Source organism: candidate division KSB1 bacterium (assembly GCA_022566355.1).
Lineage (GTDB): Bacteria > Zhuqueibacterota > JdFR-76 > JdFR-76 > DREG01 > JADFJB01.
Window position 1 is genome coordinate 1 of the sequence record JADFJB010000108.1, and the last position, 15,953, is coordinate 15,953.

Here is a 15,953-nt window from a genome sequence, read left to right on the forward strand (position 1 = left end):
TAATAGGCGTTTATTCATTACTCATTGACACAGTCCTTATTTTCTAGTGATTTAAAACAGTATTATTGCAGTATTTCTCTAATTTATCAAATTCTCTTGCTTCCTCCCAGAAAAATTAGAGAATAGGAATATATATAACACAACATGGGGAGATGCAGGGTCGTTCTATATACGGTGTAAATAGGTAAAGAGCACTTTAATAATGTATAATGAAATAAAACAGTTAAAACAGTTAAGATGGATCAAAGATAGAGCGTAGCCATTAGTAGCCGTCTGGATTTTCCGGGGGGCAAGAGGTAGCTGGTTCGAATCCAGTCGGCCCTACCATTATTACTATTTAACACTAATTTATGGCGTCAATCGTTACAGATACACCATGTTCTCGTAATGATAAATGGCTGACCATTAAGGATGGAATTGATCATGAAAAACAACCTGTTAGAGAAAGCAAAAGAATCTATGGAGATAAAACAAGTATTGGACAGGAATAAAAAAGAAGATAATCATGATCTTGAAGTATTTAAAAAGAATATAATTAATCTTGTTAAAGCTAAGCCAGGAACAGCAGTTTTAACATTGAAACATTGGTTACAGCAATAACGTAAGTTGCAATTCATGGTTCTTTAATTAGATACTAAAAACAGGCCGCTTACCAAACATTACATCCGGCAAATAGCCTTTGTGTCATTCTTAGAAGATAAAATCTAACGTCATGACGTCAATATCAACCGTGCAAGGTAGGGTGACAGGAAGCATTCTCTTACTTGTTGTGTTTCGTGGATTTGGATATGGTTGAGATTTGGCGTCGATAGAATCTTCAATATTAGAAATAGCTTTTGTGCAACGTCGTCTTTGTCATCCAAATCAATCTGACAAGGATGCACTGCGTGGTTTCCAACAACCCTTAATATATCCAGAGCTTGTTGAATCTTTGGCGAAAGCCCTTTTTCCACCAGAGTACCGATATCGGCATTTATATTTTTTCCGGGTTCACCAAGTTCCTTACAAAGTTTTTGTATACCTAGGCGCAATAAAGCAGCTGCTCCTCGAGGAGACTTGTCCAGTATTTCTCTGGCCTCGTCGTAGTCAGTTTTGATATCGTCAGGAAGATCAGGGTTTGGAGCTGGAGCAGTTTGGGTGGTAGGGTACACTAATTTTTCGTTGATCCACAAGGCGAACTCTGAACACCTCATACATCGGCTGGCCCAATATTTCTGAATAAGCCCATAGTTTCTTTCGCCAACCGTCATAATGGTCATTCCAAAATGCTGGTCTGCATAAGCATGACAGTGAGGGCAATTGAAGCCATCTGTATTAAACTTGGGAGGTGTATAAGGAATATTGTTGTTCATTCTTCAATCTCCACAGGCACCTAATAGGTATGAACAAGTCGCTCATACCATTTATAGATGACAAATCAAGTCGTTCATCCAAATCATTGATAATAGTTATTAATATCGCTCGTATCAAGGTTTTGTGCTCTACCACAACCTCTTTTAGATTCCCGACAATCCCGCGCCCAGGCGGGACGGGAATGACAGTTGAGGGGGTACAGGAATATGAGTGCGTTTTTAGTCTGTGTAAGTCTGTGGCTTATTCCGTCCTATCAAAAACATCCGCATAATTTGCCCGATACAGAAGCGGTCGTTTTTCAGGAGGTTCCGGCTGGCAGGCTCTGCCGGTTTCCCATTCCGGCAAGTCGGCACCTTTGAATTTTTTAAGCCGCTCTATGCAATCTTTCGCCTGTGGTTTCCCGGCAATATCCCAAAAAATTCTTGATTTTATCTATTTCTAACCAGATATTCAGTCTTCAAAAAAAATGGAAATTGAGTAAATTCAAGAAACAGTTAAAAGGAGAATATAATGGTGCGAAGAATTTCATTATTTTTGCTGTTATGCCTGGTTGGCTCAACGTTATATGGGCAATCTCTGGATGAGATCTTAAAGAAAAATATAGAAGCCAGGGGAGGAATGGAGAACCTCACAAAACTCAAAACTATGCGGGCAAAAGGATCGATAATAGTCCAGGGTGGCATGATCCAGGGCGATATAACCTTATACCGTAAGAGACCCAACCTGGTGCGTCTTGAAATGATGCTGCAAGGACAAAAGATGGTACAATCCTATGATGGTGAAACAGCCTGGTGGATCTTTCCATTTATGGGAGATCTAAATCCGCAATTAATGCCTGACGATCAAGCCAAACCATTCAGGGACGATTCCGAATTCGATGGTCATTTGATAAATTATAAAGAAAAGGGTCACAAATTAGAGTTAATGGGCAAGGAGGATATGGAAGGGACTGAAGTATTTAAATTGAAATGTACGCTTAAAAATGGAAGTGTGCGGTACTATTACCTGGACGGTGAATATTTCCTTGAAGTTAAAACAATTTCCAAACAGAAGATCCAGGGTTTGGAACAAGAAGTTCACACCTTCCTGAGTGATTACAAAGAGATAGACGGGCTCATGATGCCTCATTCTATCGAATCAAAGGCAGGTGGAAACGTTCTTGCGCAAATAACCATAAAAAAAATGGAGACCAATGTCGAGATAGAAGACAGTTATTTCAAGATGCCGGAAAAGGAGAAGTAGGACAGATATATTTGATGGTTTCGGTTCTATTTTGTGTGAAATGAGCTTAACATGCCTTGAAAATTCGAATGTGAGCTTCGAGATTTCAAGGTGATGTCTTTTTAGTTAGTGTCTGAACGTAAAAGCATCCATTCTGTCATTCCCGCATGCTTTTAGCGGGAATCTACCTGCTTGTAATGATTAGATTTCGGCTCAAAAAATTACCGGAATGACACTAGTTGTCGAGTTTTCGTTCAGACACTAGTTATGGATTTTAAAAAATTGTTTTATGAGTATTCATTGGTTTGATTTTTTAAGTAAGTGTGGGACTCAATTTTATTCCAGGGTAGAAAAATGTAATTTTCAACTAGCCCCTAAAGAACCCGGCCGCAACACCTTTCGACAGGCAAAAAACAGGTAAGAAACAGAAAAGACCCTGGCCACATTGAATGCGGTTACTGCAGCAATCACTCCGACAAAATCCAGGTATTGTACGGTAATAAACAGAACCGACACAATAAAAACGATCTCTATGCCGGAAGCAATAGTAACGAGTCCTGTTCTACGCGCTGCTACCAGGATTGAGCGCTGAAAACACAGCCAGACGGATGCAGCCGGAATAAATATATAGTAAGCAAGCGGTTTAAGAGCAAATTCGGATAATTCAATAGTCAAACCTGAGACGGTTCTTAACCATAGTGCAGAGACCGGCGTGTATACAAAGAAAGTCATAATTAAAAATACAATAAATGTAAGTGCAAGGCTGAATTTTTTCAACGGTTTATAATTTTCAAATTTGTCTCCAATCAGTGCAATAATCACTTCCTGGGTGGATAATCCCAGGCTGATTAAAATGAAGGAGAGCGAAACAATGACAGGCCAGACTGCAAGAGAATCGATCGCCATCCGGCTTTGGCCCAAAAAAAATGTGATGATAGGATGAGCGCCAAGAGCAATCATAGAGGTTAATGCCAACGGATAATAAAAGCTTGTAATTGACCGGTAGGTTAAAGGTCCTTTTCCGGACTCTTCAGTCTCTTTGCCTGATAATAATCGTTTGACAAGTTGGCGGACCATAAACCGGCTTGCCAAAGCCTCGATACAGACTCCTGCAGATAATGCAGCAGCGCCAACCAATGCGCCATCCAATTCGAAGAATGAAAATAAAATTAGAGCCGTGGTTGCCATAGTCAACATGCGAATTGTAGTGGAATAGGCAACACGCCTGGTTAAATTGTTTCGAATCAAAATGCCATGAAAAAATCGACGGTAACCTATAGCGGCAGGCCATGGAATAAGGAGGATCATGGCATGATGTGTTAGCCTGGCGATATTTTCGGGTAACCCGATTAAAGTAATCGTCAGGAAATAAAACAGGGATGGAAAAATTACAATTAATATGATTCCTGTTAAGCAGGCATTGAGAAAATAGGTGAAGTTCCGCAGTTTCAAAAAGGATTGTTTATCCCGAACTAACGCTGTGGAAGCGCTCATAATCATGATGATCGGCGCTTCGATGATGAGTGCAAAAGAGAACGCAACCCCATATGCCGCAAGGTTGTATTTAGGCTCTGCTAATCGGGCGATAATGGCGGCCAGGAAATTCCCTTCGGTTGACATCATAATCCATGTGGCAGCCAACGGAAGCCAAAATAACAATATTTTCTTTTGGCTCAGGGTTTGATTTTGTTCGGTCATTTATAGTAAAAAGTTCTCGTAAAAGAATAATAAAGGGTTCATAAACGCTAAGTTTTTAAAAAGTTAAAAAATGATAGTTGAAGTTTAAAAAAGGAATTTGAAAGAATAGAGTGAAAAATGCTGGTTCGCAAATCGATAAATACCCTTGATGTTATCCCGAGTAGGTTTATGCTATTACAGTGTAAAACTTTGTTTTTTGAACAAACTTTTAATAGTTGTTTTTTCTTTTTTGACAGGATTAACAAGATTTAATGGATTTTTATCCTGTTTATCCTGTCTAAAAAAGAACATCTAGATTAGTTAAAGTATATTTTTTGTTTACAGCCTTGAGCTGCACTATGAATAGATCAGGTTAATTTAATTGGTTTAAAAATATTTTACGGTGAGGTCGATAATTTTTTTTGTGATGGCGGAATAGGGAGGATATAACAACTTTACCATGCTGAATCTTGGTTGATGCATTACCGATCGCTCATGAGAAAAGGCTTTAAATCCGGCGAAACCGTGAGATTTTCCAATTCCACTATGATTGGAACCTCCGAAAGGTAAATTAATATTGCTGAAATGTACCACCACATCATTGATCACCGTATCTCCTGCTGAAGTATTTTGGAGGATTTGCCGGTTAATTTCTTTGTCTTTTGAAAAAATATATAGTGCCAATGGATTGGGTTTGGAATTGATCATATCCAATGCATCTTCAATTGAATCATAAGGTAGGATTGGTAAAATTGGCCCAAAAATTTCCTCCTTCATAATGCCGGAATCCAGGCTGACATTCGTCATAAGTGTGGGGGCTATGAAATGTTCATCTGTAAATTCTCCACCTATTTGAATAGCCGCACCGCTTTTCAAGGCTTCATCAACCAAATTCTTGAGCCGGGTAAAGGCCTTTTCATCAATGATGCGGCAATAATCCATGTTGTTATTGACAGCCTTTTTCCCATAAAGTTTTTGAATATGCTTTTTGGATTTGTCTACAAATTCATCAAGCTGTTTCTTCGGCACCAGAACATAGTCCGGAGCGATACAGGTCTGCCCGGCATTTAGAAATTTGCCCCATGTAATCCTTTTTGCCGCTTCTTTAATGTCTGCAGTTTTATCGATGATTACCGGTGATTTGCCACCCAATTCCAATGTGACGGAAGATAGATGTTTGGCGGCCGCAGCCATTACTTTTTTTCCAACCGATGTACTTCCTGTGAAAAGAATATGGTTGAAAGGGAGCTCTAGCAACGCCTTGCCAACCTCAGCATCCCCTTCAAAAACAGCTACTTCATTTTGTTCAAAAACATCATCAATCAAACTCTTAATAAATTTCGAGGTGTTTGCACTTATTTCAGATGGTTTTAACATCACACAATTACCGGCAGCAATGGCCGACATCAATGGACTCATTGCCAGCTGGAACGGGAAATTCCAGGGCGCCATAATTAAAACCACACCTTTGGGTTCAAGGTGGATTTCATTCTTTGAACCCAACAGTGCAATTGGCGCCCGCACATGTTTGGGATGCATCCACTTTGCTAATTTGCGTCGCATCGTTTTAATTTCTGTAGTTACCGGGTAAACTTCACTTAACATGGCTTCTGCAGGTGGTTTTCCCAGATCTTCAAAGACAGCTTTTTTTAGTTCCGGCAGACGATCGTTTATTGCTTCCATCAAACGGTTTATCTTTTGGATGCGTTCTTCCGCACTTGTCTGCCTGATTTTTCTTTTATTTGCCAGTTGAAGCTCGAATATCCTGGTGATCTCTGGATTCATTTTGATTTTTTTATTATTTGTGCTGCCAATTGTTTGGATTGTCAGAGTCGCTGGGTGAGAGACCGATGATATCTCCATCTGTGTTTACACCCAAGCCCAGCACAGTTCGATTAGCATAAGCAAAATAGCTAACCACCTGGTTGATTTCCAAAATCTCTTCATCGCTAAACCCTGACTCTCGTAAATCTTTCACATCGTTCTCGGAAACACTATTCGGGGATTTTGTCAGTTTGGCAGCATAATTGAAAATGGCAAGCTCTTTGTCGTGAAAGGCAGAAGCCGGATCTTCTTGCTTCAATGCAGTAAAAATAACATTTGACCGTGTATCATCATTTAGCAGTTTACGCATTCCCTGGAAATGATGCTGGACACAATACTCACAACTATTTAGCAGGCTGACATAAACACCAATTGCTTCCAGCAGCCATTTCGGAAGTTGGTTATCGAGATGATGAAGAACATTTTTATACAGTTTCATATGGCCCTCGAGAGTATGAGGCCTCAGGCTATGGACTTTCAGGATATTATCCAGATAATCATTTGGACCTTTGATGCGGTCGTATAGTGCTTTCAGCTTGCCGGTTGCATTCTGGTAAGAAATGGTTTTGATCCAGCTCATTATTCTCCAAAATAGGTTTTCAAAAAGGATATATTTGTATTTAATATATTGAGTCTACTCTAAAAACCGATGCCATCGCTTTTCTAAAAAAAAATGATAAATAAAAACAAATGCTTATGAGATCGATGAAATCGGTATCCCGCCTTTTTAGAATGAACTCATATATTATAATCAGAATCTTTATTGAAACCTAAGAAAACATATTGGCTAAAGGAATTCAAAAATATTCAATGACTTAAGGATCATCATCATAATGCGTACTTATTCGTAAAAGTATTAGACAGGATTCACAAGATTTATAAAGTGATAAATGAAAATGGGTAGTGCTTCGGAAACCGTTTAATGATGATACAACATACAATCAACCAGGGAAATTGGCGGATACAATCATATTCGAAAAAGACATGGTTTCACCTTTAGATGATGGAATGTGGGAAGCTAACGGGTGAAAATTCTTTTTAGATACATATTATGGATCTGGTGGCATACGCACCCTGATAATGTATCAATAGAGTTAAAGAAATTATTCAAAAACAAGAATATGATGAGCTATTAATTTCCGCAATTTCACTTTGGGAGTTTTGTAAATTAACTTGCACTATTCATGAATTTTTGCCACAAAGACTCTAAGTCACTAAGAATATGAAAGTTATAAAGAAGATTACTATGAACCAATTTTCGGTCAATATAAAAAATCAACCTTTCTTAACCTTTATTTTTTAAAGCTTTGTGTCTTGGTGGCTATGAATTGTCCAGGTTAATAGAAAAAAAGACTAGGTATTACTAGTGATCCTATCGTCTGGATAGAAAAAGCTTTAAATATGGTTCAATTACGATTGGTTCCTTTGACACCCTTCATTCTTTCAAAAGATAAAAGGTTGAGAAAATATAAGTTTGTTTCTTCCATTTGGTAAGATTTAATTGATTGAATTCTAATTACCTCCCAAATCTCGAATTTACAATATTACTGTAAATAGATCCAAATGTATAACTGATGCCGATTGAACCAAAATATTGGAATGAAGTCGGCAGTTGAACTCGTCCGAGAAGTATTTCTTCATCACTTGCTTCTTCTTTTGGCAACGAAATCTGGTCTCGAATACTCGAAATTTCACCATCCAGTCTTAGTGAAAATCCTTTGAACAATTTTAAATCTAGTTCAGCAGAAAGTTCGACTCTATTTAAGCTAAAGTCATGGAGATAATTCAAAGCTTCTAATCTTGTTTCAGCCGAGCCCCATGTCTGGTTCACTTCAAGGGTGATTCCTAGTTCCTGGTTAAATAATGTTTCTTTAGTTTTGTCAAAAACAGTAATTTCTTCATATCTCACATTGTTATAATTGAGGCTATAGTTAATCCTGAATTCTTTCCGGGTTGATTCTGAGTAAGGGAAAAAATTATACTCGATTGCCGGAGAAATACCTGCTCTAAATTTGGTGTTGTTAAATGTCGATGTCGAAGTAAATGTTCTTCCTCCTATCGACCAATGATTATTAATGCTTTTAACAATCAAAGTGCTGAAATTATAATTACGAGTTATATATTTAGTATCTCCATCAGTCGTTTCAAAGTTTTGTTCATTATAGCGAATATTAAAATTCGACCTGATCTTCCAATGGTCCGTAATACGAGTGGCACGGACGGAACCATTCAGATTCAGAAAACTTGTCGATTCCTGGCCAAAGAAAAATGTATTCGCATTCGTTCGAAACACCCAGTAATTCCATTTGTCAACAACTTCTTCTTGTTGAGCAGGTTCTTTGTATGAAATATCAATTTGATTCGCAATAGGAGTTTTGGCAGCATAGCGTATTAACCCCAATTTCATTGATCGCGTATATCCTGCCCTTCTTTCTTCACGTGTGTCCGTTTGGTTAGTTGCATAAATTAAAGTGTCGTTCATACCTGCATAGTTATTCTGACCCAGGAAATGCAGAGTATATTCAGTGCCGCCGCTACCCGTTCTCTGGGTCGTTACCATTAAATGAACCTCGGCAACTTTGCGATCTCGAACGTAATTAACAAAGGTAATTTCTCGTCGAATGTAATTAAAATCACAACGATTACAATCTAGATATACTTTGGGTGCAAGAAGTTTTGAATTGCTTAGACTATCTTCCTCAACCTGAGCAAAAGATGAACCACAAAGAAGGTACAGATTTGTCAAAATCAGAAACAGGATTGGCTGGAAAAAACGCATTATGAAACTCCCTATCCGCAATTAATTGAAAAGGCATTTTATACTATCGAATTTAATACCATAAAGCAGGTTATTGTGTTCATTAAATTTTGTATTGTTTTTTAAGACGTAAAAAAATGTAGTTTGGTTTAGATAAATTTGAAAGTTCCCCAAAATAAAAAATGAGCAGTCATAGAAAAGGCTGCTCATTTTTAAGAAGAATTGTATTTTGATCGATATTTACATTGTCGGCGAAGGCATTGAACGATGGAAGTGCGCAACCTTCCAGTCCGTGCCTTCTTTTTCAAAGATAAAAGTGAAAATGGCATTTTCCTTTACCGGATTTCCATCAAATTGATATTCCGTGGCTTCGTCAACCGTTGCCCAGGCAAGACTTCCATCTCCGGATACATGAATGTTGACATTGCTAATATTAATCGTGTGATTGGTAATATGATCTGTGAAAAATCCTTTTAAATCTTCCATATTCCATTTGTCGCCCATATGGTTGTAATGCATCATATCATCAGTGCTTACAGCTGCCAACGCTGCCCAATCCTGGTCTTGAACGGCATGATAACAATTGCTCAACGCTTCTTCGATGCTTGCTTTTTCTGCGTCCATATCGATAGACTGGGCGCAACCAATAAAGGCAAGCAATAGAAGAATTCCAATTATAGAAATTCCTTTTTTATTCATCTCTTCCTCCAAACGTTTATGAAATTATGAAATTGTGGTGAATTTGAAAATGCTTATCAAGATAGTGGTTTAGAAAATCTTTGTCAAGCTGTTTATTCCTTTAATTTCAATTCAATTTCCGGAAATAGCATAAACAAATTGATTGATTCATTTTAAAATATTAAAATATGCTTTGTTCGAATCCAAAACAGAAGCAATTTTTTTGAGAAAATACTAAACAGGAGCATTTATGAATCAAATTTCGTGGCAAGATGCCGGTTCTTTTAAAGATATCAAATATCAAAAATGGCAGGGCATCGCAAAAATAATCATTAATCGGCCCCAGGTCAGAAATGCTTTCCGGCCTCTGACCATAAAAGAGATGTCACAGGCATTTAATGATGCCAGGGATGATTCCGATATTGGGGTGGTCATTTTAACCGGCGAGGGCAAAGAGGCATTCTGTTCAGGGGGAGATCAAAAAGTCCGTGGAGATGCCGGGTATGTGGATGACAAAGGTATTGCCAGGCTGAATGTCCTGGATCTGCAGCGCCAGATTAGAACCTTGCCCAAAGCAGTAATTGCCATGGTGGCGGGGTATGCCATTGGTGGCGGTCATATTCTCCATCTTATATGTGATTTGACCATAGCTGCGGACAATGCAATATTTGGGCAAACCGGTCCAAAAGTAGGTTCTTTCGACGGTGGTTATGGCGCTAGTTATATGGCGCGTATTGTGGGGCAGAAGAAGGCCCGGGAAATTTGGTTCTTGTGCCGGCAATATAATGCGGAAGAAGCTTTGGAAATGGGCTTGGTAAACCGGGTGGTGCCATACGAAGATTTAGAGCAGGAAACCATCCAATGGTGTTCTGAAATTTTGAGCAATAGCCCTATGGCAATTCGGTGCTTAAAAGCAGCCTTAAATGCCGATTGTGACGGGCAAGCTGGATTGCAGGAACTAGCCGGTAATGCGACTTTACTTTTTTACATGACTGAAGAAGGCCAGGAAGGGAGAAATGCTTTTCTCGAAAAGCGGAAGCCGGATTTTTCAAAATTCAAACGGTATCCATAACCTGCTTTTGAATTCACATACGCTACGACTCCCCGAAGAGTTGCTACGGTTTAAGATTTAAAGTATTAAATAGTATGAATTCAAATTCACAACAATATACACAATGGCAAATCTGGCTGCTTGCAGCCAGACCCAAGACTCTCTGGGCGGGAATTATACCGGTACTCATGGGCGGTGCAATGGCTTTTGATGCTTCCAAGTTTCATGTACTGGCTTTTTGTGCAGCTTTGGCAGGTTCGGTATTTATCCAAATAGGTACTAACTTTGCAAATGATCTTTTTGATTATTTAAAACAAACTGATACCCAGGATCGAATCGGACCTATGCGTGTAACTCAGGCTGGATTGGTCTCGCCAAAAAAAATGAAATTTGCTATTCTAATTATATTTGGATTAGCAGTACTCATTGGATTGTACCTGGTTATTCGTGGCGGATTTCCTGTTTTAGCCATTGGAATTCTGTCTTTGTTATTTGGTATTTTATATACTGCGGGTCCATATCCGCTGGGTTATACCGGCTGGGCGGATGTTTTTGTCCTTTTATTTTTTGGGCCGGTTGCAGTTGCGGGTACGTATTATGTGAATGCCCTTGAATTAAACAAAATGGCAATTTTGGCAGGTGTTTCGGCCGGGATGATATCCACCGCTATTCTTACTGTTAATAACTTAAGAGACTATGAAACTGATAAAAAAACAGGGAAACGAAGTTTGGCTGTCAGATTTGGAAAGAAATTTGCGAAAATAGAATATCTCATTTTATTAATAGGCGCTTTATTCTTTCCAATCTTTATTTCGATTACTGATCCCGTTCATTCTCCGGTTTTGATTTCACTACTTTCTATTTTTATGATGATTCCTTCAATTAAAAAGGTCTTTCTAATTGAAGGGCCAGAATTAAACCAGGTTTTAGCCCAGACCGGAAAAGCACTCGCTTTATTTGGTATTCTTTTTTCAATTGGTTGGAACTTGTAAAACTTCATCGGAAGTAAAATTAGATGTCTAATACAGATTCATACTTCACATGCCCAATCGCAGATAAGGCCATTAGTATACCTGATACAATTGCTGTAACCGATGGTGAAAAGGAAATATCTTATACACAATGTCATTGTTTAATCGATCAAAAAGTAAGGAATCTTAAAAACATCGGGATTTCAAAAAGCCATCGAGTTGCATTTTTGAGCGCAAACTCAATTGAATTTATTATTCATATTTTTGCTCTCATGCGTATTGGGGCATCTTTCGTCCCAATCAATTTACGATGGTCACGGGAAACCTGGCAAAAAATCGTCAAAGAAACGGAATGTAAAACGATATTTGCAGATTCCAATCACTATGACTTAGCAAATAGCTTGGATTTAGAGGTTTATCAGTTACGAAATGAAATGACGCCAGAAGATTTGGAAAAAGGTCGGGCAGACGAAAATCTACGCGATTTGGATCTTGAATCAGAAGTTTCTGTAATTTATACATCTGGTAGCAGTGGATCTCCAAAGGGTGTCAGACTATCAAATGGCAATTTTTATTTTAATGCGCTTGGATCGAATCAAAATATCCCACTTGTGTCCGGGGATACCTGGTTGGCTTCGACCCCATTTTTTCATGTAAGCGGCCTGGCTATTCTGTTTCGTTGCTTTTTAGCCGGAAAAACCGTTTTTGTTACTAATGATCTCAGCAGTGATTCTCTCCAAAAATGTTTAACTGGTTTCAAAATAACCCATATTTCGCTTGTTCCGGTTCAATTGGAAAAAATAATTGAGGATAACCCTTCAGGGCTAAATGATATTAAATGTGTTTTACTGGGTGGCGCTCACATTAACAAAAAGTTAATCGAAAAATGTATACAACTTCAACTCCCTGTATACGCTACATATGGTATGACAGAAACAGCTTCACAAATAGCAACAACGTCAATTAAGGATGCACAGAGTAAAATGGGTGCCGCAGTAAAACCTTTACCTTATCTTAAAATTCGTATTGAAAACGAAAAAGGAGATTCTGTTGCTAGCCCTAATGTTGGGCAGATAGCCATTAGGGGAAAGGTCGTATTTAAAGGATATCTTTCCGGTGATTCGGAAAATACAGATCATACATGGTTTCGTACTGGTGATTATGGCTTTTTAGATAATGATGGCTATTTGCATCTTGTTGGAAGAAAAGATGACATGATTATTTCAGGAGGCGAAAATATTTATCCTGAAGAAATCGAAAAAGTCGCAAATCGTTTTCCGGGTATAAAAAATTGTGTTGTGATTGGAGTCGAAAATAAGGAGTGGGGAGAGCGTCCTTTCTTATTTATAGAGAAAGAAAAAGATCACCAATTTTCATTGGATCAATTAAATCGATTTCTCAGGACGAATTTAGTGAAATTACACGTGCCGGACGAGGTCTTTATGGTGGAGGAAATTCCACGCACTCCTATTGGAAAATTTGACAAAGAGAAACTTAAACAGCTAGTCAGGAGTCAAATATGTTAATTGGAATTATGAGTGATAGTCATGACAATTTACCTGCTTTGTCAAAAGCGGTTACCTTATTTAATGAAAGGGCAGTTGAAGCCGTGCTTCATGCAGGAGATTTAATTTCTCCGTTTACAGCTAAAATAATGAAAAAACTACAAATGGAAATGTTTATTACTTTTGGCAATAACGATGGTGAAAAATTAGGGTTAAAAGCGCTATATGGTGATGCCATTCACCGGCCGCCGTTAGAATTAACTTTGGATCATAAGAAAATTGTTTTATTGCATGAACCGGACAATTTGGGTGCGATTGTTGCAAGTAAATATTATGATTTAATTGTTTATGGGCATACACATGAAATTGACGTCCGGGAAGAAAAACCGCTTGTAGTAAATCCCGGAGAATGCGGAGGATGGGTTACCGGAAACTCTACTGTAACGATTTGGAACACATCTACCGATAAAGTAGAAGTAATTGAATTATGATGTGTGGATATTGAGAAATGAAGAACAACGGAAATTCCGGGCATCCCCGGGTCGGTTTAGCGCTAGGAGGGGGAGGTGCACGCGGTCTGGCCCAGATTGGCGTTTTGAAAGTCTTGGTTAGGGAAAATATTCCAATTGACTTAATTACCGGTACAAGTATGGGATCGGTATTAGGTGGGACCTATGCATTTTTTGGCGATGCTCAAAAACTAGAAGAGGTTTGTTTAGAGTATTTTCCAAAAATTCCACAACTGGAGGGAATGGGAAATTTTAGGAGATTGCCGCAATCCCAAAAAGATACCTTTAGTCGAGTATTTAATTTTCTAAAAAAGTTATACATCCTCAAAATGGGTACATCTCGTATTGCATTAATTGATAATAAAGTAATCAAAGATCTTCTTGATGAAGTTTTTAAAGAATACACTTTTGCCGATTTAAAAGTACCCTTTACTGCAGTCGCTACCGATTTACGAAATGGCGAAGAAGTGCTCATACAACATGGTCAATTAGTCCCGGCTCTTCTGGCCAGCTCTGCCATCCCTGGCATTTTCGAACCGGTCGAATTAAATGGCAGGTTATTAGTTGATGGTAATGTTACCAGCCAGGTTCCGGTATTGGCATCGAGAAGGTTAGGTGCCGATATGGTGATTGCGGTTAATGTTGAAGCCAATATTAAAGATGGTAAATTCAGGAATGGCATGGAAATCCTTTTCCATGTTGATGATTTGCGTGCGGCTGAATTAAACCGGATCAAGCTTTTGGAAGCGGATGTGATTATCAATCCCATGATTGGTCATTTAAACTGGGCAAATTTTTCAAAAATTAAAGATTGTATCCGTGCGGGCGAAATAGCAACCGAATTGGTTCTACCAAAAATACGGAAGAGATTGGATCAATTAACTCCAAAATTTTGGCAAAAGATATTTAAACCAATCTCCAAACGAGAAGCTAAATACCCTGCAACGCTTGATAAAATTAATTTTTTATAAGGCAGTAATCCCTACAATTTATTTTCATTTTTAATTGTCTGATTGATCTATATATGTTTGCATGGGGATAGCAAAGATGCTATATTATTTGCCATTTTGCCCGGTCGTCTAACGGCAGGACAGCGGCCTTTGGAGCCGTCGATGGGGGTTCGAATCCTCCCCGGGCAGCAATTTCCTCTTTAATCACTTGCCTTAAATCAAATTCATCCTTATTATGAATATTTGTTTATTTGCTAAAAAACGGTTATTATTAACGCAATACAGAATCAAATATTCTTTCATAAACTTGAATCAGGAAGAATGGTTATGCCTATTTTAAAACAAACCATAGAAAAACTATTGGATTGCCAAAATCTCACGCGTGAAGAAGCAGCCTGGGCATTGGATGCAATTGTAGCAGAGGAAGTTACCGGAACAGAAATTGGTGCTTTTTTAATTGCTTTACGCATGAAAGGTGAAAGCATTGAGGAAATCACCGGTTTTGTGGATACCATGGAAAAGCATATGGTAAAGGTAGATTTGCAGGATGGAGATGCAATCGATGTATGCGGCACGGGCGGTGATGCGAAGAACTCATTTAATGTCTCAACCACAGTGGCTATTATCGCAGCAGCTGCCGGAGTAACAGTGGCAAAACACGGCAACCGTGCGGTATCCAGTCAATGTGGATCTACGGATGTCCTGGAAGCGCTTGGTGTTAAAATCGATTTGGGTCCTGATCAAATTAAAAAAAGTATTGATGAAATCAAAATAGGCTTTTTCTTCGCTCCAATGTATCACCCGGCGATGAAGGCCGTAGTGCCCCATCGAAAAAACCTCGGTTTACGGACCGTATTCAATATGTTAGGACCGCTGTTAAATCCTGCCAGGGTTAAGCGCCAACTAATTGGTGTGTTTGACCATGAAACCTCGAGTAAACTTGCCGGTGTTGCAAAAGCTAAAAATTACAAAAAAGTATGTACGGTCCACAGCGCGGATGGGTATGATGAACTCTCTCCGTTTGCTGAAAACTATATTTGTGAATTCTCGGAAAGTTCGGATGAAATTAAAAAATATAATTATTCTTACCAATCTTCGTTTCAAACTTCGGATTTGGCAATCGGAGCTGAGCCGAATGTGAATGCAAAGATCATCAAGTCCGTTCTTTCAGGCGAAAAGAATGCGAATCGGGAAATGGCCGTAATCAATGCTGGCTTTGCCCTTTATGTGTCAGATAAAGTGAATACGGTAGAAGATGGTATTCGATTGGCACAAGATACATTAGATAATGGACTGGCAAGGAAAAAATTAAAAGAATTAGTCGAAGTGAGTAATAGTTTTTCATAGATGACAAAGGCACAAAGTAACAAAGTAACAAAGTGACAAAGGAACAGAGGCATAGAGGAACAAAGGCACAAAGGCACAAAGGCACAAAGGCACAGAGGCACAGAGGCAC

General features: G+C 38.7%; 14 protein-coding genes and 1 tRNA gene. 9 read left to right on the plus strand and 6 right to left on the minus strand.

Going from position 1 to position 15,953, the window contains the following annotated elements; all coding sequences use genetic code 11:
• The first annotated feature begins 423 nt into the window (after positions 1-423).
• A complete protein-coding gene (locus IIC38_15970; protein MCH8127434.1) occupies positions 424-600 on the plus strand; it encodes a hypothetical protein in 177 nt (58 codons plus the stop codon).
• 110 nt (positions 601-710) lie between these two features.
• On the opposite strand, the gene IIC38_15975 is transcribed toward IIC38_15970, so the two are convergent.
• Positions 711-1,352, minus strand: a complete 642-nt coding sequence (locus tag IIC38_15975; protein ID MCH8127435.1) for a DUF4145 domain-containing protein — start codon at positions 1,350-1,352, stop codon at positions 711-713.
• 511 nt (positions 1,353-1,863) lie between these two features.
• Here IIC38_15975 and IIC38_15980 point away from each other — a divergent pair.
• Entirely contained in the window at positions 1,864-2,595 is a 732-nt protein-coding gene (locus IIC38_15980) for a hypothetical protein (GenBank protein MCH8127436.1), read from the plus strand.
• A 342-nt stretch (positions 2,596-2,937) separates the two neighbouring features.
• On the opposite strand, the gene IIC38_15985 is transcribed toward IIC38_15980, so the two are convergent.
• The 5 genes from IIC38_15985 to IIC38_16005 all read right to left on the minus strand — a co-directional run bounded on the left by IIC38_15985 (position 2,938) and on the right by IIC38_16005 (position 9,532).
• On the minus strand, positions 2,938-4,272 hold the full coding sequence (locus tag IIC38_15985; protein ID MCH8127437.1) for a hypothetical protein: 1,335 nt from the start codon (positions 4,270-4,272) through the stop codon (positions 2,938-2,940).
• Between the two features lie 366 nt (positions 4,273-4,638).
• Positions 4,639-6,036, minus strand: a complete 1,398-nt coding sequence (locus tag IIC38_15990) for an aldehyde dehydrogenase family protein (GenBank protein ID MCH8127438.1) — start codon at positions 6,034-6,036, stop codon at positions 4,639-4,641.
• 13 nt (positions 6,037-6,049) lie between these two features.
• Positions 6,050-6,655, minus strand: coding sequence for a peroxidase-related enzyme (locus tag IIC38_15995; protein ID MCH8127439.1), 606 nt, complete (start codon positions 6,653-6,655; stop codon positions 6,050-6,052).
• A 936-nt stretch (positions 6,656-7,591) separates the two neighbouring features.
• Entirely contained in the window at positions 7,592-8,854 is a 1,263-nt protein-coding gene (locus IIC38_16000; GenBank protein MCH8127440.1) for a hypothetical protein, read from the minus strand.
• A 219-nt stretch (positions 8,855-9,073) separates the two neighbouring features.
• On the minus strand, positions 9,074-9,532 hold the full coding sequence (locus IIC38_16005) for a nuclear transport factor 2 family protein (GenBank protein MCH8127441.1): 459 nt from the start codon (positions 9,530-9,532) through the stop codon (positions 9,074-9,076).
• Positions 9,533-9,761: 229 nt separating this feature from the next.
• Between IIC38_16005 and menB the strand changes: the two genes are divergently transcribed.
• From menB to trpD, 7 genes are all read left to right on the plus strand, one after another.
• A complete protein-coding gene (gene menB, locus IIC38_16010) occupies positions 9,762-10,583 on the plus strand; it encodes a 1,4-dihydroxy-2-naphthoyl-CoA synthase (protein ID MCH8127442.1) in 822 nt (273 codons plus the stop codon).
• A gap of 74 nt (positions 10,584-10,657) precedes the next feature.
• On the plus strand, positions 10,658-11,554 hold the full coding sequence (locus IIC38_16015; GenBank protein ID MCH8127443.1) for a 1,4-dihydroxy-2-naphthoate polyprenyltransferase: 897 nt from the start codon (positions 10,658-10,660) through the stop codon (positions 11,552-11,554).
• A gap of 23 nt (positions 11,555-11,577) precedes the next feature.
• Positions 11,578-13,059, plus strand: coding sequence for an o-succinylbenzoate--CoA ligase (gene menE, locus IIC38_16020; protein MCH8127444.1), 1,482 nt, complete (start codon positions 11,578-11,580; stop codon positions 13,057-13,059).
• Positions 13,053-13,529, plus strand: a complete 477-nt coding sequence (locus tag IIC38_16025; GenBank protein MCH8127445.1) for a metallophosphoesterase — start codon at positions 13,053-13,055, stop codon at positions 13,527-13,529. Before menE ends, IIC38_16025 begins: the two co-directional genes overlap by 7 nt.
• A 17-nt stretch (positions 13,530-13,546) precedes the next feature.
• A complete protein-coding gene (locus IIC38_16030; GenBank protein ID MCH8127446.1) occupies positions 13,547-14,518 on the plus strand; it encodes a patatin-like phospholipase family protein in 972 nt (323 codons plus the stop codon).
• Between the two features lie 97 nt (positions 14,519-14,615).
• Positions 14,616-14,686 (plus strand) — tRNA-Gln (locus IIC38_16035).
• Between the two features lie 138 nt (positions 14,687-14,824).
• Positions 14,825-15,844 (plus strand): anthranilate phosphoribosyltransferase, encoded by a 1,020-nt coding sequence (trpD, locus tag IIC38_16040; GenBank protein MCH8127447.1) that lies wholly within the window; start codon positions 14,825-14,827, stop codon positions 15,842-15,844.
• The last annotated feature ends 109 nt before the right edge of the window (positions 15,845-15,953 follow it).